The sequence below is a fragment of the Arthrobacter subterraneus genome (assembly GCF_900099735.1).
Taxonomy (GTDB): domain Bacteria; phylum Actinomycetota; class Actinomycetes; order Actinomycetales; family Micrococcaceae; genus Arthrobacter_D; species Arthrobacter_D subterraneus.
In genome coordinates this window covers 209,415-229,778 of record NZ_FNDT01000004.1, presented here as the reverse complement: position 1 = coordinate 229,778, position 20,364 = coordinate 209,415, and the positions used below count along the sequence as shown (strand labels likewise).

The 20,364-nt window shown below is 68.3% G+C and carries 15 protein-coding genes; 7 read left to right on the top strand and 8 right to left on the bottom strand.

What is annotated here, in order from left to right; translation table 11 throughout:
• Positions 1-89 precede the first annotated feature (89 nt).
• Complete coding sequence (nirD, locus tag BLS52_RS07220; RefSeq protein ID WP_026544735.1) at positions 90-467, top strand: nitrite reductase small subunit NirD; 378 nt, start codon at positions 90-92, stop codon at positions 465-467.
• Positions 468-585: 118 nt separating this feature from the next.
• Here the strand turns inward: nirD and BLS52_RS07215 are convergent, their stop codons facing one another.
• Together BLS52_RS07215 and BLS52_RS07210 are read right to left on the bottom strand one after the other, a co-directional pair.
• Positions 586-2,289 (bottom strand): phospho-sugar mutase, encoded by a 1,704-nt coding sequence (locus tag BLS52_RS07215; protein WP_090585484.1) that lies wholly within the window; start codon positions 2,287-2,289, stop codon positions 586-588.
• Between the two features lie 2 nt (positions 2,290-2,291).
• Positions 2,292-3,104 (bottom strand): purine-nucleoside phosphorylase, encoded by an 813-nt coding sequence (locus BLS52_RS07210; protein ID WP_090585482.1) that lies wholly within the window; start codon positions 3,102-3,104, stop codon positions 2,292-2,294.
• A gap of 84 nt (positions 3,105-3,188) precedes the next feature.
• Here BLS52_RS07210 and BLS52_RS07205 point away from each other — a divergent pair, with 84 nt between their 5' ends.
• On the top strand, positions 3,189-4,586 hold the full coding sequence (locus tag BLS52_RS07205; RefSeq protein WP_090585535.1) for an NAD(P)H-quinone dehydrogenase: 1,398 nt from the start codon (positions 3,189-3,191) through the stop codon (positions 4,584-4,586).
• 260 nt (positions 4,587-4,846) lie between these two features.
• Entirely contained in the window at positions 4,847-5,635 is a 789-nt protein-coding gene (locus BLS52_RS07200) for an endonuclease domain-containing protein (RefSeq protein ID WP_175460106.1), read from the top strand.
• Positions 5,636-5,784: 149 nt separating this feature from the next.
• On the opposite strand, the gene BLS52_RS07195 is transcribed toward BLS52_RS07200, so the two are convergent.
• Genes BLS52_RS07195 through BLS52_RS07185 form a run of 3 tightly spaced genes read right to left on the bottom strand, consistent with a single transcriptional unit; the run spans position 5,785 to position 10,905 of the window.
• Positions 5,785-7,371, bottom strand: coding sequence for an FAD-dependent oxidoreductase (locus BLS52_RS07195; RefSeq protein ID WP_090585478.1), 1,587 nt, complete (start codon positions 7,369-7,371; stop codon positions 5,785-5,787).
• Positions 7,368-9,509: a molybdopterin oxidoreductase family protein gene (locus tag BLS52_RS07190; RefSeq protein WP_090585476.1), complete on the bottom strand. Its 2,142-nt coding sequence runs from the start codon at positions 9,507-9,509 to the stop codon at positions 7,368-7,370. The genes BLS52_RS07195 and BLS52_RS07190 overlap by 4 nt, the downstream gene beginning before the upstream one ends.
• Before the next feature lies 1 nt (position 9,510).
• Complete coding sequence (locus BLS52_RS07185; RefSeq protein ID WP_090585474.1) at positions 9,511-10,905, bottom strand: MFS transporter; 1,395 nt, start codon at positions 10,903-10,905, stop codon at positions 9,511-9,513.
• A gap of 318 nt (positions 10,906-11,223) precedes the next feature.
• Here BLS52_RS07185 and BLS52_RS07180 point away from each other — a divergent pair, with 318 nt between their 5' ends.
• From BLS52_RS07180 to BLS52_RS07165, 4 genes are all read left to right on the top strand, one after another.
• A complete protein-coding gene (locus BLS52_RS07180; RefSeq protein ID WP_026544728.1) occupies positions 11,224-12,636 on the top strand; it encodes an MFS transporter in 1,413 nt (470 codons plus the stop codon).
• 147 nt (positions 12,637-12,783) lie between these two features.
• Positions 12,784-14,085 (top strand): serine/threonine-protein kinase, encoded by a 1,302-nt coding sequence (locus BLS52_RS07175; protein ID WP_175460105.1) that lies wholly within the window; start codon positions 12,784-12,786, stop codon positions 14,083-14,085.
• A complete protein-coding gene (locus tag BLS52_RS07170) occupies positions 14,082-14,819 on the top strand; it encodes a hypothetical protein (protein WP_090585470.1) in 738 nt (245 codons plus the stop codon). The genes BLS52_RS07175 and BLS52_RS07170 overlap by 4 nt, the downstream gene beginning before the upstream one ends.
• A gap of 81 nt (positions 14,820-14,900) precedes the next feature.
• Positions 14,901-15,878, top strand: a complete 978-nt coding sequence (locus BLS52_RS07165; protein ID WP_090585468.1) for a squalene cyclase — start codon at positions 14,901-14,903, stop codon at positions 15,876-15,878.
• Here BLS52_RS07165 and BLS52_RS07160 read toward each other — a convergent pair.
• The 3 genes from BLS52_RS07160 to BLS52_RS07150 form a co-directional block, all read right to left on the bottom strand.
• Complete coding sequence (locus BLS52_RS07160) at positions 15,875-17,689, bottom strand: acetyl/propionyl/methylcrotonyl-CoA carboxylase subunit alpha (RefSeq protein WP_245702740.1); 1,815 nt, start codon at positions 17,687-17,689, stop codon at positions 15,875-15,877. The two genes, BLS52_RS07165 and BLS52_RS07160, sit on opposite strands and share 4 nt — an antisense overlap.
• A 108-nt stretch (positions 17,690-17,797) precedes the next feature.
• Positions 17,798-18,433, bottom strand: a complete 636-nt coding sequence (locus BLS52_RS07155; protein ID WP_090585466.1) for a Maf family protein — start codon at positions 18,431-18,433, stop codon at positions 17,798-17,800.
• 112 nt (positions 18,434-18,545) lie between these two features.
• Positions 18,546-20,261 carry a DUF885 domain-containing protein gene (locus BLS52_RS07150; RefSeq protein ID WP_245702739.1) on the bottom strand — a complete coding sequence of 572 codons (1,716 nt, stop codon included), beginning with the start codon at positions 20,259-20,261 and terminating at the stop codon, positions 18,546-18,548.
• Between the last annotated feature and the right edge of the window lie 103 nt (positions 20,262-20,364).

Genomic DNA, 20,364 nt, shown 5'->3' with positions numbered 1-20,364 from the left:
TAACGCGGTGTTCGTAGCGTCGAGTGCAGGCAACCATCCCGGTCCAACCACTCAGTTCCGACCACAAGTTCCAACCAAAGGGGACACGCATGACTCTGCAACTCGATTACGCACCCGCCCAGGACGTACCTGCCGCACGGCTCGACGGTGCCTGGTATCCGATCTGCCGCCTGGCGGACCTCGAGCTCTGCTGGGGCGAGGCCGCGCTCATCCACGGACGGCAGGTTGCGCTGTTCCGGGTGGACTCATCGACGGTGTTCGCGGTCTCCCACCGGGACCCGGTCAGCGGATCCCAGGTGATGGCGCGCGGCATCGTGGGCTCCCGGGGGCAGCGCTTCACCATCACCTCGCCCCTCCACAAGGAGGTTTACTTCCTGGATTCCGGCGAGCCCGTGTCGGGAATTGGGACGGCTCTGCGCAGCTTCCCCACGCGGGTTATCGACGGGAAAGTGGAGGTGCTCGTCTAGCCCTCGCGTTGGGCTCCTCTCACCCCGGCGTTTAACCCCGGCGTTGAGTTGGCAGGACACACCCCTTATGGGCGCCTATTTACGGCGTGTCCTGCCAACTCAACGCGGAGGTGCTCGTCTAGAGCCCGAGCGCTTCCTCAACATCGCGGATCACGGCGTCAAGCCTGGTCCGCGCTGTTGTTTTCGCCTCCGTCAGTTCGGCGGCGGAATCGACGGGTTCGATGACCTCGAGGTAGCACTTGAGCTTGGGTTCGGTGCCGCTGGGACGGATGATCACCCGCGTGTCATCCCGGGTGACATAGAGCAGCCCGTCCGTGGGCGGCAGGCTGGTTCCCTCCGCCAGATCCTCCGCGATCACCACATCGGAACCCGCAAACGACGACGGCGGTGCCTCACGCAGGCGGTTCATCATCGCTCCCAGCAGCCCCAGGCTGCCTACCCGCACCGAGAGCTGATCACTGGCGTGCAGCCCGTGCACGAGCGCCAGCTCATCGAGCAGGTCAAAGAGCGTCTTCCCCTCGGCCTTGCAGGCGGCGGCGAGCTCGGCCAACAGCAGGGCGGCGGACAGTCCGTCCTTGTCACGCACGAGGTTGGGCGCCACACAGTAACCCAGCGCTTCCTCGTAGCCGTAGGTGAGATCCGGGACGCGGGAGATCCACTTGAACCCGGTGAGCGTCTGGACATGGGTGATCCCGGACGCCTCGGCGATCCGGCCGAGCAGCCGGGACGAGACCACCGAGTTGGCGAATACCGCGTCATGTTTCTCGTCCTCGCCCAGCCTCGCGGCGAGATGCAGGCCGAGAAGGGCGCCGGTCTCGTCACCGCGCAGCATCCGCCACTCGCCGGTCGCGGGGTCCTTGGCGGCGGCAGCCATGCGGTCGGCGTCGGGGTCGTTGGCCAGGACCAGGTCAGCGTCCAGGTCAGCCGCCGCTGCCAGTGCGAGGTCCAGCGCGCCCGGTTCCTCCGGGTTGGGGAACTCCACCGTGGGGAACGCGGCGTCCGGTTCGGCCTGTTCCTTCACTACCTGCACCGTGTCGAACCCGGCCGACGCCAGAACCTGCTGCGCGGTGCGCCCGCCGACGCCGTGCAGCGGCGTCAGCACAATCGAGAGGTCCCGGGCGGGGTAGGCGTCTCCGTCCGCGAGGGCGGTGACCGAGGCGACGTAGTCGGTCTCGATGCTCTCGGGCAGGACGTTCCAGCCGGACTCGGCGAGCCGAACCCCGGTGACCGCAGCGATCTGCTCGGCGATCTGCGCATCATGCGGGGCGACAATCTGCACGCCGCGGGCATTGTCCTCCACCGCGCGGCCCCCGAGGTACACCTTGTACCCGTTGTCTTCGGGCGGGTTGTGGCTTGCCGTCACCATGACGCCGACCTCGCACTCCAGTGCGCGGACCGCATAGGCAAGCACCGGCGTCGGAAGTTCACTGGGCATCAGGAAGGTCTGGAGGCCCGCCGCAGTGAAGATGGCGGCGGTTTCCTCCGCGAAGATACGCGAATTGCGGCGCGCATCGAAGCCGACGACGGCGCGCGGCGCGTAGGCGCCGTCCGCCAGGTTGAGCGCGTGGGCAGCCAGGCCGGCCGCGGCACTCCTCACCACCACCCGGTTCATGCGGTTGGGGCCGGGGCCCAGCGCGGCACGCAGGCCGGCCGTCCCGAAAACCAGCGGACCGCTGAAGGCGTCCTCAAGCTGCTGCAGGGCAGCGGCCTGGCCGGCGTCGTCGTCGTTCATTGCGCGTGTGAGGAGGTCTTCCAGCTCCGCGCGGGTCTCGGAATCCGGATCCTGGGCGGCCCATTCGCGGGCCCGGGTGAAGAGGTCCATGGTCAGAGCCTGCCGATGATGTCGGCGAGGAGCCGGGAGATGCGCGGTCCTGCGGCCTGTCCGGCTTCCAGGACTTCGGCGTGGCTGAGGGGAACCGGGCTGATTCCCGCGGCCAGGTTGGTGACAAGGGACATGCCGAAGACCTCCATGCCGGCGTGGCGGGCGGCGATTGCCTCGAGTGCGGTGGACATGCCGACGAGGTCCGCACCGATCCGCTTTGCGTACTGTACCTCGGCCGGCGTCTCATAGTGCGGGCCGGTGAACTGGGCGTAGACGCCCTCGTCGAGGCTGGGATCCACCTCGCGGGCGAGCTTCCTGAGCCGCGCGGAGTAGAGGTCGGTGAGGTCCACGAAGGTGGCGCCCTCCAGCGGCGACGCAGCCGTGAGGTTGATGTGGTCGCTGATGAGGACCGGGGTGCCGGGCGCCCACTGTTCCTGCGAACCGCCGCAGCCGTTGGTGAGGACCAGTGTCTTTGCGCCCGCGGCGGCGGCGGTGCGGACACCGTGGACCACTGCGCGGACGCCGCGGCCCTCGTAGTAGTGGGTGCGCGCGCCGAGCACGAGGGCGCGTTTGCCGGAGGGGGTGAGGATGGACCGGACGGTGCCGACATGGCCCTCGACCGCGGGGGCCGCGAATCCCGGGATGTCCGGTGCCTGCAGGGTGGCGGTGGTCTCGCCGATCAGTTCAGCGGCTTCACCCCAGCCGGAACCCAGGACCAGCGCGATGTCGTGGGACGCCACGGACGTCTTCTGTGCAATGTAGTCCGCTGCGGCGCGGGCAAGGGCAAACGGGTCCGTCGGGGATTCGTCAATCACCCGGTCCAACCTACCGGCAGTATGCCCTGTGTTCCACCTGATCGGCGTTTGAGGGGTGGTGTCGGATAGGACAGAATGGCAGGTGTGACGAGTCAACTGGATTTCAGCGCCCTCCGCATCGCGATTCTCGGGGGAGGTCCGGGCGGCTATGAGGCCGCCATGGTGGCCGCCTCGCTGGGGGCCACGGTCACCATTGTCGAGCGGAACGGGCTCGGCGGCTCCGCGGTGCTCACCGACGTCGTGCCGTCCAAGACGCTGATCGCCACCGCGGACACCATGGCGCGCGTGGCGAACGCCCACAATCTCGGCGTGAAGTTCGCGGACTCCTCGGCCGCATACGCCGACTTCACGCAGGTGAACCAGCGGCTGCTGGACCTCGCGGTGGACCAGTCGAAGGACATTTCATCGGCGCTGGAGCGGGCCGGAGTCACCATCATCATCGGTTCGGGGAAGTTGCTGGACGATCACCGGCTTGAGGTCGAGACGGACTCCGGGACCAGCATCATCGAGGCGGACGCCATCCTCCTGGCCGTCGGCGCGCACCCGCGGGAACTTCCGAGCGCCGTCCCTGACGGTGAGCGGATCTTCAACTGGAAGCAGGTGTACAACCTCACGGAGGTGCCCGAGCACCTGATCGTGATCGGCTCCGGTGTGACAGGCGCGGAGTTCGCGTCGGCGTACCACGGGCTCGGTGCGGACGTGACCCTGGTTTCCAGCCGTGACCGCGTGCTGCCCGGCGAGGACGCCGATGCCGCCGAGGTGCTGGAGAACGTCTTCCGGTCCAGCGGCATGACCGTGCTGTCGAAGTCCCGGGCCGCAGGAGTGGAGCGCCGCGGCGACGGCGTACGGGTGACCCTTTCCGACGGGCGGACCGTGGACGGGAGCCACTGCCTCGTTGCGGTCGGCGCCATTCCGAATACGGCCGGCATCGGGCTGGAGGAAGCCGGCGTGGCACTCACCGAGTCCGGGCACATCAAGGTGGACGGCGTTTCCCGCACCACGTCGCCGAACGTGTACGCGGCCGGCGATTGCACGGGCGTCCTTGCGCTCGCGTCGGTGGCCGCCATGCAGGGCCGCATCGCCATGGCGCACCTGCTGGGGGACACCGTGACGCCGCTGAAACTCAAGCAGGTCGCCTCGAACATCTTCACGGCGCCGGAGATTGCGTCGGTGGGTGTGTCAGAGGCCGACGTCGAGTCCGGCAAGTACCAGGGCGACGTCTTCAAGCTCTCCCTCAGCACCAACGCCCGGGCCAAGATGATGAACGTCAAGGACGGCTTCGTGAAGATCATCGCGCGCAAGGGCTCGGGTACGGTGATCGGCGGCGTGGTGGTTGCCCCGCGTGCGTCCGAGCTCATCTTCCCGCTGGCGCTCGCCGTCACGAGGAAGCTTCACGTGGACGACGTCGCCAACACGTTCACGGTGTACCCGTCGCTGACCGGGTCCATCTCGGAGGCGGCGCGGCGCCTGCACGTGCACTAGCTTCTCGTTTGCGACCCCGCGGGCCAGATTCCCCAGGTTCTTGTGGCGTCGTTGTCCATCCCTCGGCGTGTCGGGGCGCGACACGCACTTTGCTGGCCAGTACCTGGGGAATATGGTCCGGGTGCACGGCGAACGCCCCTCCACAAGCCGTGAGAAACCCTCGGGTTGTGCACATAACGCGATAGCCCCTGCTCCATCCGCCAAGTCTCGGTTGGACTTGGCGGGTGGAAGTGGTGGAGGTACTTCGTGGAGTGGGTGCGGTGGCACGTACCCAGGTGCTCCGGGAACGAGGGCTTAGCAAGCGGCAGATCGCCAACTCGGTGGCCCGCGGAGAGGTTCTTCGTCTTCGTGCGGGTGTTCTGGCGCTGCCGGGAGCGCCGGAAGATTTCTCCGCGGCCGTGTTGAACAACGGGTTACTGACTTGCGCCTCCGCCGCAGGACGCTACGGGCTCTGGCTGCTGAACCCGCCGGCGCGGCCGCACCTCAGTTGCCTGCATGGCCACAGCCGGGATTACGCGAATCACCGCCAACGCACCGTCCCCGCACATGAGTACCTGCCGCTCGTCGGGATTCCTGATGTGCTGGTTCACGCGCTTCAGTGCCTTCCTCCCGTGGAAGCGGCCGTCCTGGTGGAGTGTTCCATCCGGCGTGGAGACACTGTGCGGCCATTCCTGCTCGAGCGCCTGCGCGGAGACCGCAATGGGCGGGCACGTGCCGCTCTGAACCTGGTGACAGGGTGCGCCGAGTCCGCCATCGAGGTTGTTGCCCGGATACTCTTCAGGAGCGCCGGCTTCCACGTTGAGACCCAGGTCCCCATCCCCGGCGTGGGCCGGGTGGACTTTCTGCTCGAAGGCTTTGTGGTCGTTGAGGTAGACGGCGCCGCGTACCACTCCGACCGTCGGGCACTCCGCAGGGACCTGCAGCGCAACAACGCGGCGATCATCGGGGGATACCTCGTGCTGCGGTACAGCTATGAGGACATCATGTTCAATCAGGAAGCCGTCCTGGAGCAGGTGAGCGCTGTGCTTTCGGGGCGGGTCATCCGATGAAAGGTGGGCCGGATTCCCCGGGTTCTTATGGCGTCGTTGTTCATTCCCCGGCGTGTCGCCAGACGACACGCCGTTTGGCTCGCAGTACCCGGGGGAAGTGGCCCGCTTGCCTGTACATGTCCGCCTGCGCGAGGCCCAGGCAGCCGGCACTACACCGAGGCGGGGTGGTGCTCGAAGTGCTGCTCGATGATCGCGCGGATATCCGAATGGCAGCCGCCGCAGCCGGTACCCGCCCTCGTGGACGCAGACACCTCCGCCACACTCGAACAGCCGACGACGGCGGCCTGCTCGATGCTGCCCCGGCTCACCCCCGCGCACCGGCAGACAATGCCCGCCGGGTCGGCAGCCAACGACGACGGCGCCGCCGCCGCTTCCGCGCCATCCAGTCGCAGCAGGGCCGACCGGTCCGCAGGCAGCACCGCACCGCTCTCGAACAGAAGCACCAGTTCCGCAGCGGCCCGGGGGAGACCCACGCACACCAAGCCCTGCAGCACCCCGCCGCGCGTGACCATCTTCGCGTAGCTGCCCTGCTGCGGATCGGCCCACAGCGCGACGGCGGTGCCGTCCTCCTGCGCGGCCCATGGGTCCGCGGACACGTCGCCGGCCACCACCGCGTCCAGCCCGCGCGCCTTCAGCATGAGAACCGGCGGAAGGGCGGCCTCCACATAGCGCGCACCTGTGGAGGAGAAGTCAGAACCCAGCGGCTCGACAGACCCGGACGGCCCGGCAGCGTCGGCCCCCAACGCCCCCGCGAAAGCCTCCGCCAGCCACTCGGCCTGCTTCCACCCCGGTCCGATCAACCCGGACGGAGCAGTGTTCCCTTGGCAGTCGGCGCACCCGACGGACGTGCAGCGCACCTCGGCGCAGTCGCCGATCGCGTAGATGTGCTCGTCGTGGTGCGCCTGCAGGGAGTGGCCCACGAGGATCCCGGTATCCACCGGCAGCCCCGCACCCTCGGCCAGCTCAACCCGCGGCCGCACGCCGCAGGAGAGCACTAGCAGGTCTCCGGAGACCAGCCGGCCGTCGTCGAGCCGCAGGGCCGTGAAGGCACCGCCGTCGGAGTGCTCAAGCGCCACAGCCTTTGCCCCGGACACCAGCCGCACGCCCTGCGAACGGAGCGCCGAGGCCAGGACCCGGCCGCCGCCATCGTCGATGCTGCGGGCCAGCGGGTAGTCGCCATGGTGAACCACGGTCACCCGCGCGCCCTCCTCGGCCGCGGCCGATGCCGCCTCCAGCCCGAGGATGCCGCCGCCCAGGATCACCACGTCGCCGCGGCGCTCGACGACGGAACGCAGCGAACGTGCATCCGCCAGGTCACGCAACGCCGTCACGCCGGCAGGAAGCGTGGGGTGCAGCGGGTCGGGGTTCAGCCCCGCAAGGTAAGGGATCACGGGGCGCGCGCCGGTGCACAGGACCAGCCTGTCGTACGGGCGGACCGTGCCGTCGTCGAGCTGGACCTGGCGCCGCGCACGGTCGATCCGCCGCACCCCCGAACCCAGCAGCACCTCGGCGCCGAGGGAGGCGAGGCGCGCGGCGTCGCTGAGCGCAATCGCCGAGGGCGAGGTCCGCCCCACTCCGACGTCGGCCACCAGCACACGGTTGTAGGCGGCCTCCGGCTCGGACCCGATAACGGTCAGCTGCACCGCACCGTAGGCCAGCGAAGGCTCCAACACGTCGATGAACCGGGCCGCAACCGGACCGAAACCCACCACCACAACACGTTCGGATGAAGTCATACAGCCACCGCCTCGATCTCTGCGGTCCGGTGCACGCGCACCGACACCCGCGTGGTCTTGAATTCGGGCATCCCGGACACAGGATCCGTCTCGGACGAGGTCAGCACATTCGCGTTGCCCGCCCCGGGGAAGTGGAAGGACAGGAACACCGTGTCGGGCCGGATGGCACCCGACAGCTCAGCGCGGGCAAAAACCGTTCCGCGTTCGTTGCTGACCTCCACCTCGGCGCCGTCGGCGATGCCCAGACCGGCTGCCGTCACCGGGTGAATCTGCAGCACCTGCGCGTTGCTGGTCGCCAGGAGGTCGCCCACCCGCCGAGTCTGCGTCCCGGACTGGTAATGCTCCAGCAACCGGCCGGTGGCCAGCGCCAGCCGTCCATCGGAAGGAACAGAAACCGACGACGACGGCGCCACCGGATGCAGCACCGCCCTCCCGTCTGGATGGGCGAAGCGGTCGAGGAACAGCCGCGGCGTCCCGTTGCTGCCCGCCGGGTACGGCCAGTAGGCGCCTGCACCGCCGTTGGGCAGTCCCTCGTCGAGCAGTTCCCGATCGAGCATCGCGTAATCCACGCCGGAGTAGTCCGCGAGGCCGCCCGCGCTCGCCGCCCGAAGCTCGGTGAACACGGTTTCGGGGTCGTCAGAGAACGACGACGGCGCCTCCAGCAGCTCCGCCAGCCGCGCCATGATCCACAGTTCACTGCGCGCGCCCGGGGGAGGGGTCACCGCTGCGCGGCGGCGGAGGATGCGGCCCTCGAGGTTGGTCATGGTGCCTTCCTCCTCCGCCCACTGCAGCACCGGCAGCACGAGGTCCGCTTCGGCGGCGGTCTCGGAGAGGAAGAAGTCGCACACAACAAGGAAATCGAGTGCGCGCAGTCCCTCCAGCACAGTGGACGCGTTCGGTGCGGAGACCACCACGTTGGCGCCGTGCACAAAGAGACAGCGCACGCCGCCGGGCCGGCCCAGCGAGGCCAGGAGTTCGACGGCGGGAACACCGGGTCCGGGGATGAGAGACTCAGGCACTCCCCAGACACCGGCGACGTGCGCCCGGGCCGCGGGGTCGGTGATCTTGCGGTAGCCGGGAAGCTGGTCCGCCTTCTGCCCGTGTTCCCGCCCGCCCTGGCCGTTGCCCTGGCCGGTGAGGGTGCCGTAGCCGCTGCCCGGCGTTCCGGGCAGCCCGAGCAGGAGCGCGAGGTTGATGGCGGCGGTCGCGGTGTCCGTGCCGTTGGCGTGCTGCTCGACGCCGCGTCCGGTGAGGATGTAGGTGCCACCGGGTTCGGCGAGGCGGTGTGCGGTTTCGCGGATGAGCTGCGCGGGCACGCCCGTGATCGCCTGGACACGCTCCGGCCACCAAGGGGTCACGCTCCGGGCAACGGCGTCATACCCGTGGGTCCGATTCTCCACGTAGGCGCGGTCCGCGAGGCCGTCCATGATCACCACGTGGGTGATCCCGAGCAGCAGCGCCAGATCCGTCTTCGGGGCAGGCTGCAGGTGCCGGCCGCGGCCCTCGGACGTGAGCTCGGCGGTGGCGGAGCGGCGCGGGTCGACGACGATCAGGCCGCCGGCGTCCCGCGCGCCCTGCAGGTGGTGGACAAACGGCGGCATGGTGTCCGCGGTGTTTGAGCCCAGCAGAAGTATGGTGCGCGCCGAGCCGAGGTCCGCCAGCGGGAACGGCAGGCCCCGGTCCACCCCGAACGCGCGGTTCCCTGCAGCCGCCGCCGAGGACATGCAGAACCGCCCGTTGTAGTCGATCCGGGACGTGCCGAGGGCAAGGCGGGCGAATTTCCCCAGCAGGTAGGCCTTCTCATTGGTGAGACCGCCGCCGCCGAACACTCCCACCGCGTCCGCCCCGTACCGGGACCGGGTCGCCAGGACCCGGTCCCGGATGATTTCCAGCGCACGGTCCCAGGAGATCGGGCGGTGCACACCGTCGTCGTCCTTCAGAAGCGGCTCACGCACGCGGTCAGGGTGCTTCAGCAGCTCCGTGGACGTCCACCCCTTGCGGCAGAGACCACCCCGGTTGGTGGGGAAGTCCCGGCCGCTCACCTCCACGGACTCTGGGCCGGTGGAGGTGAGTGTCATGGCGCACTGCAGGGCGCAGTACGGGCAATGGGTAGCTGTAGCCGAAGCGGAACCGCACATCTCAGACGTGCCCCACGCTTGAGGTGCTGCGGCGGAGGTAGAAGAACCAGGTCACTACCAGCATCAGGGCGTAGGCGCCGACGAATCCGTAGAACGCGGCGTCGTACGAGCCGGTGGCACCCTTGGACGCGTTCAGCACCTGCGGAATGACGAAGCCGCCGTAGGCGCCGATCGCGGAGATGAGCCCCAGCGCAGCGGCAGCCTTGCGGCCGGTGCTCATGGTGCTCATCGACCGTCCACGGAGGGCGAAGATCACCGGGATCATCCGGTAGGTGGAGCCGTTGCCGGACCCGGCGGCCGCGAAGAGCACCAGGAAGAGGCCCAGGAAGAGCCAGAAGTTGCCCAGCGGGAGCGTCCACACCACGGTGAGTGCGGCCAGCGCCATGACGGCGAACGCGCAGACCGTGATCCGTGCGCCGCCCCAGCGGTCTGCGAGTCGGCCGCCGTATGGCCGGGCAAGCGAGCCGACCAGCGGGCCGAGGAACGCGAGCGAGAGTGCAGCAGGGCCCAGCGCAAAGGTGGAGAACTCCGGGAAGGAGTCGAGAATCAGCTTCGGGAAGACGCCGGAGAACCCGATGAACGAGCCGAACGTCCCGATGTACAGGAACGCCATCACCCACAGGTGCGGCTCGCGCAGGGCGGCGATGGAGCCGGCGAGGTCGGACCTGGCGCTGGACAGGTTGTCCATGTACTTCCAGGCACCGAATGCCGCGATCAGGATGAGCGGCACCCAGATCCAGCCCGCCAGCGGCAGGTTGAGGGTGGCTGCTGCGGCAGTCGCGACGGCCAGCGGAACCACCAGCTGCGCGACGGCGGCACCCAGGTTTCCGCCCGCTGCGTTCAGGCCCAGCGCCCAGCCCTTTTCCCGGACCGGGTAGAAGAAGGTGATGTTCGCCATCGAGCTGGCAAAGTTGCCGCCGCCGAAGCCGGCGAGCGCGGCGATGGCGAGGAGGACCCCGAACGGCGTCTCGGGGTTGCCCACCGCGATCGCGAGCCCGATGGCCGGGATGAGCAGCAGCAGGGCGGAGATGATGGTCCAGTTCCGGCCGCCCAGCCTCGGCACCATGAACGTGTAGGGGATGCGCAGGGTCGCTCCGACCAGGCTGGGCATCGAGATGAGCCAGAAGATTTCGGCGGTGGAGAAGTTGAAGCCGGCGGCGGGGAGATACACCACCACAATGGACCAGAGCTGCCAGACAACAAATCCGAGGAATTCGCACGCGATGGACCACTGGAGGTTGCGGCGGGCGATGTCCCTACCGCCTGATTCCCACTGGCCGCGGTCTTCCGGATTCCAGTTGTCGATCCAGCGGCCGGGCCGGTGCACGAGTGCTGCGCCGGCGGGTGCTGTTGCTGTTGTGGGCGTTTCCGGGGAAACTGCGCGGTCAACGCTCATGGCTAACCTTTCGTTCGAGGGGCAGTACAGCCACACTAGGAAGGGCGCGTTTCGAGTCAGGTGTCGCTGTGTAAACGCGGTGTGACATCCGGCTATCCGCGGTCGGGAGCACCCGTTATCCCGGAACTTTCGGGCACTTCTGGTTACCCCACGACGTCGGAAGCCGCCGGAAGTGCCCAAAAGTTCGTCAGGAAAGTGTCCACAATGTGGACGGGTTATCTCGCGCTTCGGCGACAGTGCTGTGATTAAGAGCAACAAAACACCTCCGGCCGGGCGCCATTTCCGCACCCCACCGCCGTCCATAGAAAGCAAGAATCCATGTCATCGTCATCATCGACTGTGGAACCAGAGGCAACCAAGCCGCTGAACTCGCGCGGTCGCGTTATCTTCGCCAGCCTCATCGGCACCACCATCGAGTTCTACGACTTCTACATCTACGCCACGGCGTCGGTGCTGGTGTTCCCCGCACTCTTCTTCCCGAACTCCGACCCGGCCACTGCGCTGCTGCAGTCCTTCGCGGTCTTCGGCGTGGCGTTCGTCGCGCGTCCGCTCGGGTCGATCGTCTTCGGCCACTTCGGTGACCGGATCGGCCGCAAGGGCACCCTGGTCGCTTCCCTGCTGACAATGGGTATCGCCACCTTCCTCATCGGTGTCCTTCCCACGGCGCAGGTACCCGGGTGGTCCTTCTGGGCGCCGGCAATCCTGGTCCTCCTGCGCTTCATGCAGGGCCTCGCCCTCGGCGGCGAGTGGAGCGGCGCTGCGCTGCTGGCCACCGAGAACGCACCCAAGGGCAAGCGGGCCGTCTACGGAACCTTCCCGCAGCTCGGTGCGCCGATCGGCTTCATCATCGCCAACCTGCTGTTTGTCCTTCTCAACGCTGTGCTGCCCACCGAGGCATTCCTCGCCTGGGGCTGGCGCGTACCGTTCATCGCCAGCGCCATCCTGGTGATCGTAGGCCTCTACGTCCGGCTCAAGCTGATCGAGAGCTTCTCGTTCCAGCAGGTCATCGAGAAGGGCAAGGTAGTCAAGCTGCCCCTGGCCGCGGTGTTCACCAAGCAGTGGCGTCCGCTGGCACTGGGCACGTTCATCATGTTCGCCACCTACGTGCTGTTCTACCTGATGACCTCCTTCACCCTGACCTTCGGAACCTCCCCGGCCACGGTGGAGCAGGCCCGCACCGCCGCCGAGGCGGCCGGCCGCGAGTATTCCGATGCCGCGGCAGCCGCGTTTGTTCCGGGACTGGGCATCAGCCGTGGAGACTTCCTCTGGATGCTGATTATCGGCGTCGTCTTCTTCGGTATCTTCACCGTGGTCTCCGGGCCGCTGGCCGAGAAGTTCGGCCGCCGCAAGATGCTCCTGGCGGTCACCGCCGGCATCGCCGTGTTCGGCCTGACCTGGGTGCCGCTCTTCGGTGCCGGAACCAGCGGGGCCATGGCGCTGCTCATCATCGGCTTCATCCTCATGGGCCTGACCTTCGGGCCCATGGCGGCGATCCTGCCGGAACTGTTCCCCGCGAACGTCCGGTACACCGGCTCCGCCGTGGCGTACAACCTGTCCAGCGTGATCGGGGCGGCGCCGGCGTCGTTCGTGGCGATTGCCCTCTGGCAGGCAGCCGACGGAAGCACGTTCCTCGTGGGCCTCTACCTGAGCGCCGCCGCGGTGCTGACGTTCATTGCGCTGTGGCTGTCCCGGGAGACCCGCGACCGCGATTACGAGAACAACATCGCCTGATCAGGCAGCAGAACTGAAGGGCTCCCGTCCATCCCCGTGGGGATTGGGCGGGGGCCTTTTGCATGATGCCTCTTCCCAAGTTTTCCGCAGGGACGCTCGGCCAGAATCATTGTCAGGCTTAGCATTTTTCAGCGGGAGCGGATGGGCATGGATCAGGAAACGCTCGCGAGCGGACGGTATGTCCTCGACCGCGTCATCGGCGCGGGGGGCATGGCGGACGTCTACCGCGCGCGTGACACCCGCCTGCACCGGGACGTGGCGGTCAAGATGTTCCGCCGCGGATCCGCCGAGGGCGTGGCGCGCGGGTCAGCGGAAGCCCGAATGCTGGCTGCCCTCCACCACCCCGGCCTGGTCCGGGTGCTGGACATGGACGCCGAGTGCATCCGGCTTGAACCCTCCTACCTCGTCATGGAATACGTCAAGGGCCCGGACCTGGGATCCCTGCTCCGCGAGGGCGCACTGTCCCCGGAAAGAACGACGACGGCGGCCCGCGACATTGCCCGCACCCTTGAGTACATCCACGGCTGCGGAATAGTTCACCGCGACATCAAGCCCTCCAACGTGCTCACCCGTGCCGGCGACGCAACCGACGGCTCATTCAGCTTCCTCCTGACCGACTTCGGAATCGCCAGGTTCTTCGAAAGCAGCAGGGTCACCGCGACCGGCAGCCTCATCGGCACCGCCACCTATTTCAGCCCGGAACAGGCCCGGGGCGACCGCGTGGGAACCCCGACGGACGTCTACGCACTCGGCCTGGTCCTCATCGAGTGCCTCACCGGCGAACCCGCGTTCCCCGGCACCGGGCTGGAAAGCGCGCTGGCCCGGCTGAGCCGTCCGCCGGTCATCCCGGACTCCTTCGGCGAAGGCTGGTACCGGCTCCTGACCGCCATGACGCTGGACAACCCGCTGGACCGGCCCACCGCCGCCGAGGTGGTCCGCAGCCTGAACGCGCCCGGCTTCCCTGCGGTTGCCTTGACACCCGAAACAACGACGAGGACGGCACCTCCCGCTCCGACCCTCGCCGCGCAGCCGCTGGACATTCCGCGGACGCCGGTTGTGGTGTCGTTCGAGAGCAGCGCTCCCTGCCCGCAGCCGGTGCCGAGTGGGACGGAGGCGCCGCTTGGGGCGGGCGCGCCGCTTGGGGCGGATGCGCCGCTTGGGACAGACGCGCCGCTTGGCGCGAACTCCTCGTCAGCGGCGCACCCCATGTCAGGAGCGGTCGCGTCCGGCGGAGCGCAACCGGACGTCCCCCTCCAGGAAAGCCGGGACGCTGGAACCGGGCTGCGCGGCAGGGTGCTGGCCGTCGTCGTCGTGCTGGTGGGGTTGACGCTTGCCGTCCTGCTCATCATTTTTGATGTGCAGGCGGGGCCGGGCCCGAACCCGCTGCCCACCGTGCCGGGGAGTACCGGCGCCCTGCTCGACAGCCTGTATGAAAGCGTGCAGCCATGAGCATGCGTGCCGCCCTGTGCGCAGCGGCCGTGGCGGCGGGGCTGGTGTTCAGCGGGTGCTCGGCGCCGCAGATCGAGCCGGAGGTGGCGCGGGAACTCCAGTCCGAAGTGCAGGGGATCGCAGTCCTCGCTGCGCGGGGCGACACCGCGGACGCCGTCGCCGCGGCGCATGGCCTCGCCGCCCGCGTCCGGACGGCACAGGTGGAAGGGCGCATCACCGGTGAACGCGCCGTCGTGATTCTCCAGCGGGTGGAGCAGCTGATCGAGCGGTTGGTGCGGTCGGGAGCGGGTCCCGCGGCGTCCGACCTGCCGCAACCCCTCGCAGGACCCCCGTCCACGCCGTCGGATCCACCGGTCGACCAGCCGGAGGAGCCGCCGGCCGATCCGACCGAGGAACCGGAAGAGCCTGATCCGGAAAAGGACACAGAACCCGATCCGGAGGAGACCGACACCGACGACACTGAGGAACTCCCCGCCCCCGAACCAGCGCCCGTCGCAGACGCACCCCTCCCGGACGTACCTCTCCTGGACACCGGGACCACGGACAGCGGCTCCAGCGGTTCCAGCGGTTCCGGGACGTCGGGCAATTCCGGCACCTCGGGAGGCGGTACGGGAACGGGCCAGCAGGAACCCATCCTCCCGGCTCCTGCGGTCGGCAACGACGCAGCGAACAACGGCGACGGCGATGACGACGGCGGCAAGGGCCGCGGCCGCGGACGAGGCGGCGATGACTGAACAGGCGGCGATGACTGAACAGCCCGCGCTGACTGACCAGGCGGGCACCCCGCCCACCCTCCGCGCGGTACCCTTTCCACCATGCGGACTGACCCTGCACTACCGACCTGGCTGCTCGACACCGACCCCGCGCTGCGCTGGCAGGTGCAGCGGGACCTTGCGGAAGCGCCCGAGGAGCAGTGGCGGGAAACCCGGGCGCGGGTCGCCACCGAGGGGTTCGGGTCCGTGCTGCTCGGCCAGCAGGATCGGGACGGCCAGTGGGCGGGCGGCGCGTACTTCCCCGCCGGCTTCGACTTCGAGGGCCCCGAAGCTGCACCCGACGCGGGGCAGCCCTACACCGCAACCACCTGGTCGCTGAATGCGCTGCGGGACTGGGGGCTGGACGCTGACGCGCTCGCCGGCACGGCAGAGCTGCTGGCACGGAACAGCCGCTGGGAGTATGACAACCTGCCCTACTGGGACGGCGAGGTGGACTGCTGCATCAACGCCTTCACGCTCGCCAACGGAACCTGGCTGGGCGCCGACGTGAGCGGACTCGCCCGGTGGTTCCCGGAACACCAGCAGGACGACGGCGGCTGGAACTGCGAGTGGGTAGAGGGCTCCACGCGGTCCTCGTTCCATTCGACCCTGAACGTCCTCAGGGGCCTGCTGTACCGCGAGGCGGCCACCGGTGACGGCGAAGAACTCCGCGCGGCCCGCCGGAAGGGTGAGGAGTACCTGCTGGAGCGGCGCCTGCTTTACCGGCTCTCCACCGGGGAACCCGTGGCGCACTGGGCCACCCGGTTCGCGTACCCGTTCCGCTGGTTCTACAGTGCACTGAACGCGGTGGACTACTTCCGGGCTGCCACCCTGCACGACGGTGGTAGCCCGGATCCGCGCCTGGCTGACGCTATCGACGTCATCCGTTCCGCCCGCCAACCGGACGGCACCTGGCTCCAGGAGCGCCGCCACCCGGGACGCGTGTGGTTCGAGGTGGACGTACCGGCGGGGGAGCGGTCGCCCTGGCTGACGTTTTACGGTACGAGGGCGCTTGCCTGGTGGGACAGCGCCGGAAGCTAGCTGATCGCTGCGATCACGGCGCCGGCGGACACCGTGTCGCCCGGCGTCGCGGTCAGCCCGGACAGGGTGCCGGACTTGTGGGCGGTCAGCGGCTGCTCCATCTTCATCGCTTCGAGCACCACAATGAGGTCGCCTTCGGACACCTCGTCGCCGTCCTGGACTGCCACCTTGACGATGGTGCCCTGCATCGGCGAGGTCAGGTCATCGCCGCTGGCCGCGGCAGCCCCGCCGCGTGCGCGGGTAACCTTCTTGGGCTTTGCGGCCGCCTTGCCGCCGGACTTGCCGTTGGCGACGCCAAGCGAGGCAGGGAGCACTACTTCAAGGCGCTTGCCGCCGACCTCGACGGTCACCCGCTGCCGGTCATCGGACTCTTCTGCCGACGCCGCGGCATCGCCGCCCGGGGTCCACGGCGCGATGGTGTTGGTGAACTCGGTCTCGATCCAGCGGGTGTGTACCGAGAAGCTGCCGGACTCCGGAGCGAAGGCCGGGTCGCTCACGACGGCGGCGTGGAACGGCAGGACGGTTGGCATGCCCTCGATCTGCATTTCCGCGAGCGCACGGCGGGACCGCTGCAGCGCCTGGGTGCGCGTGGCGCCCGAGACGATGAGTTTCGCCAGCATCGAGTCGAAGTTGCCGCCGATGACCTCGCCGGCTTCGATGCCGGAATCCACCCGCACGCCGGGGCCGGTCGGCAGTTTCAGGGTCTGAACGGTGCCGGGGGCAGGCATGAAGTTGCGGCCGGCGTCCTCCCCGTTGATTCGGAATTCGAAGGAGTGCCCGCGGATCTCGGGATCCGAATAGCCCAGTTCCTCACCGCGCGCGAGGCGGAACTGCTCACGCACCAGGTCAATGCCGGTGACTTCCTCGGAGACGGGGTGCTCCACCTGGAGGCGGGTGTTGACCTCGAGGAACGAGATGGTGCCGTCCTGGCCCACGAGGAACTCGCACGTCCCGGCGCCTTGGTAGCCGGCTTCCTTCAGGATGGCCTTGGACGCCTCATACAGGCGGCGGTTCTGGTCTTCGGACAGGAACGGTGCGGGAGCTTCCTCCACCAGCTTCTGGTTGCGGCGCTGGAGCGAGCAGTCGCGGGTGGAGACCACCACCACGTTGCCGTGCGCGTCGGCGAGGCACTGGGTCTCCACGTGGCGGGGGGCATCGAGGAAACGCTCAACGAAACACTCGCCGCGGCCGAACGCAGCCGTCGCCTCACGGACCGCCGACTCATAGGCCTCCGGAATCTCCGCACGCTCACGCACCACCTTGATGCCGCGTCCGCCGCCCCCGTAGGCGGCCTTGATAGCCAGTGGCAGGCCGAACTCGTCGGCGAAATCGAGTACTTCCTGTCCGGAGGACACCGGATCCTTGGTGCCAGGAACCAGGGGAGCGCCCACCTTCTCGGCAATGTGGCGGGCCTGCACCTTGTCGCCCAACTGCGCAATGGCAGAAGGGGAGGGGCCAATCCAGGTCAGTCCGGCGTCGAGCACTTTCTGCGCAAACCCGGCGTTCTCGGAGAGGAAGCCGTAGCCCGGGTGGATGGCGTCCGCGCCGCTGCGTGCAGCAGCATCGAGGATCTTGTCCATGACGAGGTAGGACTCCGCCGCCGTGTTGCCGCCGAGCGCGAAGGCCTCATCGGCCAGGCGGACGTGCAGCGCGTCCCGGTCCGGATCGGCATAGACGGCCACCGAGGCGATGCCTTCATCCCTGGCCGCGCGGATGACGCGGACCGCGATCTCTCCGCGGTTGGCGATCAGGACTTTGGTGACGGGTGCGGCGGATACCGGCATCGACTCGCGCATCATCGACTCGCTCATGGGTGATAGGGCTCCTTCTGGTCTGTTGGGAGCCTAGCGCGGTTTTGTTGCTACCGCCCATAAACCATGCCCATTCCCCGTGTTGGAGCGCGATTATTTGTAGGGATGCTACAAAGCGTTGCCGGCCCGCCAGAAATCGGTGATGTTGACCCCCGCGGCGAGCAGCAGCTCCCGCAGCGTGGAAATGCTGAGACCGATGATGGCGTGCGGATCGCCGTCGACCTTCCGGATGAACGCTCCACCCCGCCCGTCGATCGTGAAGGAACCGGCGCACTGCAGCGGTTCGCCGGTGGCGATGTACGCATCGATTTCCGCATCCGACAGCGGCAGAAAGTGGACCTCGGCGGAGGCCACCGCACCGGACGCTGAGCCGAGGCCGGTGCCGTTGCGGGTGTCCACCAGCCAGTGACCGGTGTGCAGGGTGCCATGGGAGCCGGACATGCGCTTGATCCGGGCCCGTGCGACGTCGGCCTCATAGGGTTTGCCGTGCGCCTCGCCTTCGAACTCGAAGACCGAGTCGCAGCCGAGGACCAGCGCGCCGGCGGCCTCGGGAAGGGCTGCCACGGATTCGGCCTTGGCGCGGGCCAGCAACAGTGCGGTGTCATAGGGGCCGGGTGTTCCGCGGGCGGCAGTGACGGCGTCCTCGTCGACGTCGGACACCGTGACGGTGTGCGCGATGTCCGCCTCGGCGAGGAGCTTGGTGCGGGCGGGGGATGCGGAAGCGAGGATCAGCCGGAGGGTCATGCGATCCAGCCTAGTGTGGCGTACTCCCGCCGCCACCCCCGTGAGTTGGCAGGACACGCCGCGAATGGTGACCCATACGGGGTGTGTCCTGCCAACTCACGGGGGAGGGAGGCTAGCTCAGGAGCGCGCGGCGGAGGGTGTCGAGCCCCACGGAGCCGAGGTTGAGGGCACGGCTGTGGAAGTCCCGCAGGTTGAAGGTCTCGCCCTCGCGCTGCTTCACCTCGTCGCGGATCTGCTCCCAGAGGCGCTGGCCGATCTTGTAGGACGGTGCCTGCCCCGGCCAGCCGAGGTACCGGTTGAACTCGAAGTTGAGCTGGCCCTCGCTGATGGCGATGTTCTTCTTCAGGAACTCGTAGCCCGCTTCCGGGGTCCAGGTGCCCGATCCCCAGCGCTCGGGAATCTCCAGTTCCAGGTGGACGCCGATGTCGAAGACCACGCGGGCGGCGCGCATCCGCTGGGCGTCGAGCATGCCGAGCCGGTCTCCGGGATCGCTCAGGTAACCCAGGTCCTCCATGAGCCGCTCGGCGTACAGGGCCCAGCCCTCACCGTGCCCGGAGACCCAGACGGCGTTGCGGCGCCAGGAGTTCAGGAGCCCGCGCTGGTAGGTGGCCGTGGCGATCTGGAGGTGATGCCCCGGGACGCCCTCGTGGTAGACGGTGGTGGTTTCCTTCCAGGTGGTGAAGGTGTCCTCACCCTCCGGCACCGACCACCACATGCGGCCCGGCCGGCTGAAATCGTCGCTGGGACCGGTGTAGTAGATGCCGCCTTCCTTGGTGGGGGCGATCATGCACTCGATCTCCTGCATGATCTCCGGGATTTCGAAGTGCATGCCGGAGAGCTCGTCGACGGCGCGGTCGGACAGGTTCTGCATCCAGGCCTGCAGGGCGTCGGTGCCGTGCAGTTGCCGTTCGGGGGATTCGTCGAGGATGCGCATGGCTTCCTCGATGGTGGCGCCTTCCCTGATCTCGTTGGCGACGGCTTCCTGCTCACTGATGAGCCGGTCGAGTTCCTCCACGCCCCACTGGTAGGTCTCCTCGAGGTCGATCGTGGCGCCGAGGAACTGGCGGGACATCAGCGAGTAGCGTTCCCGGCCCACCGCGTCCTTCTCGGGAGCGTCGGGCAGCAGTTCTTCCGTGAGGAAGGTGCTGAGGTGGCGGTAGGCGTTGCGCGCGGCTTCGGCACCGGCGGCGAGGTCGCTGCGCACGGAGTCCGGAAGACCGCCGTCGTCCCTGGACTGTGCACCGCCCACAAACTCATCGAAGTAGCCGCCGTCCGCAGCATAGGCGGCGGTCTGCTCCATCACGATGCGGATCTGGCGCGCTGCCGGCACGATGCCGCGGTTCTTTCCCTCGCGCAGCGAGGTGATGTAACCCCCGACGGCGTCCGGTACGTTGCAGAGCCGGCCGGCAATGTGCCCCCACTGTTCAGCGGTGTCGGTGGGCATGAGGTCGAAGATCATGCGGATTTCCTGGGCCGGGCAGGCCAGGTTGTTCAGGTTCGCGAGGTTCAGGCCGGTCTCGTGGATCTCCAGTTCCAGGCCGAGGCGCTCGCGCATGGCATCCAGGGTGACGGCGTCGACGCCGTCGGTGGGTTCCAGGTCATCCAGCCGGTCGAGGGTTTCCCTCGTGGCTTCTGCGAAAGCCTCCAGCCCGGCGGGGGAGTAGTCGCGGTATTCGGTCTCGTGTCCCGGCAGCCCCAGTTGGGTGGCGAATCCGGGATCGAGTTGCAGCAGCGTTTCTGTGTAGGCCTCGGCGACGGCGTCGATGGCCGTCTGGGCGCGGGTGGGAGCCTCAACGGTCAGGTTTGCGGTGGAAGTGTCGTTGGTCACCCGTCGAGCCTATCGGCCCATGGTTGCCCCCGGCCACAGAGGCGTCCACTCTTTGGCGGGATCGTGACCGGATTGTGTTCCGGCCGTGCTGGAGCACCGCCAC

What these genes read in the sequence shown, in the direction of transcription:
- nirD (WP_026544735.1), top strand. Translation starts at nt 90, where the DNA reads ATGACTCTGCAACTCGATTACGCACCCGCCCAGGACGTACCTGCCGCA.
- BLS52_RS07215 (WP_090585484.1), bottom strand. Translation starts at nt 2,289, where the DNA reads ATGGACCTCTTCACCCGGGCCCGCGAATGGGCCGCCCAGGATCCGGAT.
- BLS52_RS07195 (WP_090585478.1), bottom strand. Translation starts at nt 7,371, where the DNA reads ATGACTTCATCCGAACGTGTTGTGGTGGTGGGTTTCGGTCCGGTTGCG.
- BLS52_RS07190 (WP_090585476.1), bottom strand. Translation starts at nt 9,509, where the DNA reads ATGTGCGGTTCCGCTTCGGCTACAGCTACCCATTGCCCGTACTGCGCC.
- BLS52_RS07185 (WP_090585474.1), bottom strand. Translation starts at nt 10,905, where the DNA reads ATGAGCGTTGACCGCGCAGTTTCCCCGGAAACGCCCACAACAGCAACA.
- BLS52_RS07180 (WP_026544728.1), top strand. Translation starts at nt 11,224, where the DNA reads ATGTCATCGTCATCATCGACTGTGGAACCAGAGGCAACCAAGCCGCTG.
- BLS52_RS07175 (WP_175460105.1), top strand. Translation starts at nt 12,784, where the DNA reads ATGGATCAGGAAACGCTCGCGAGCGGACGGTATGTCCTCGACCGCGTC.
- BLS52_RS07170 (WP_090585470.1), top strand. Translation starts at nt 14,082, where the DNA reads ATGAGCATGCGTGCCGCCCTGTGCGCAGCGGCCGTGGCGGCGGGGCTG.
- BLS52_RS07165 (WP_090585468.1), top strand. Translation starts at nt 14,901, where the DNA reads ATGCGGACTGACCCTGCACTACCGACCTGGCTGCTCGACACCGACCCC.
- BLS52_RS07160 (WP_245702740.1), bottom strand. Translation starts at nt 17,689, where the DNA reads ATGAGCGAGTCGATGATGCGCGAGTCGATGCCGGTATCCGCCGCACCC.
- BLS52_RS07155 (WP_090585466.1), bottom strand. Translation starts at nt 18,433, where the DNA reads ATGACCCTCCGGCTGATCCTCGCTTCCGCATCCCCCGCCCGCACCAAG.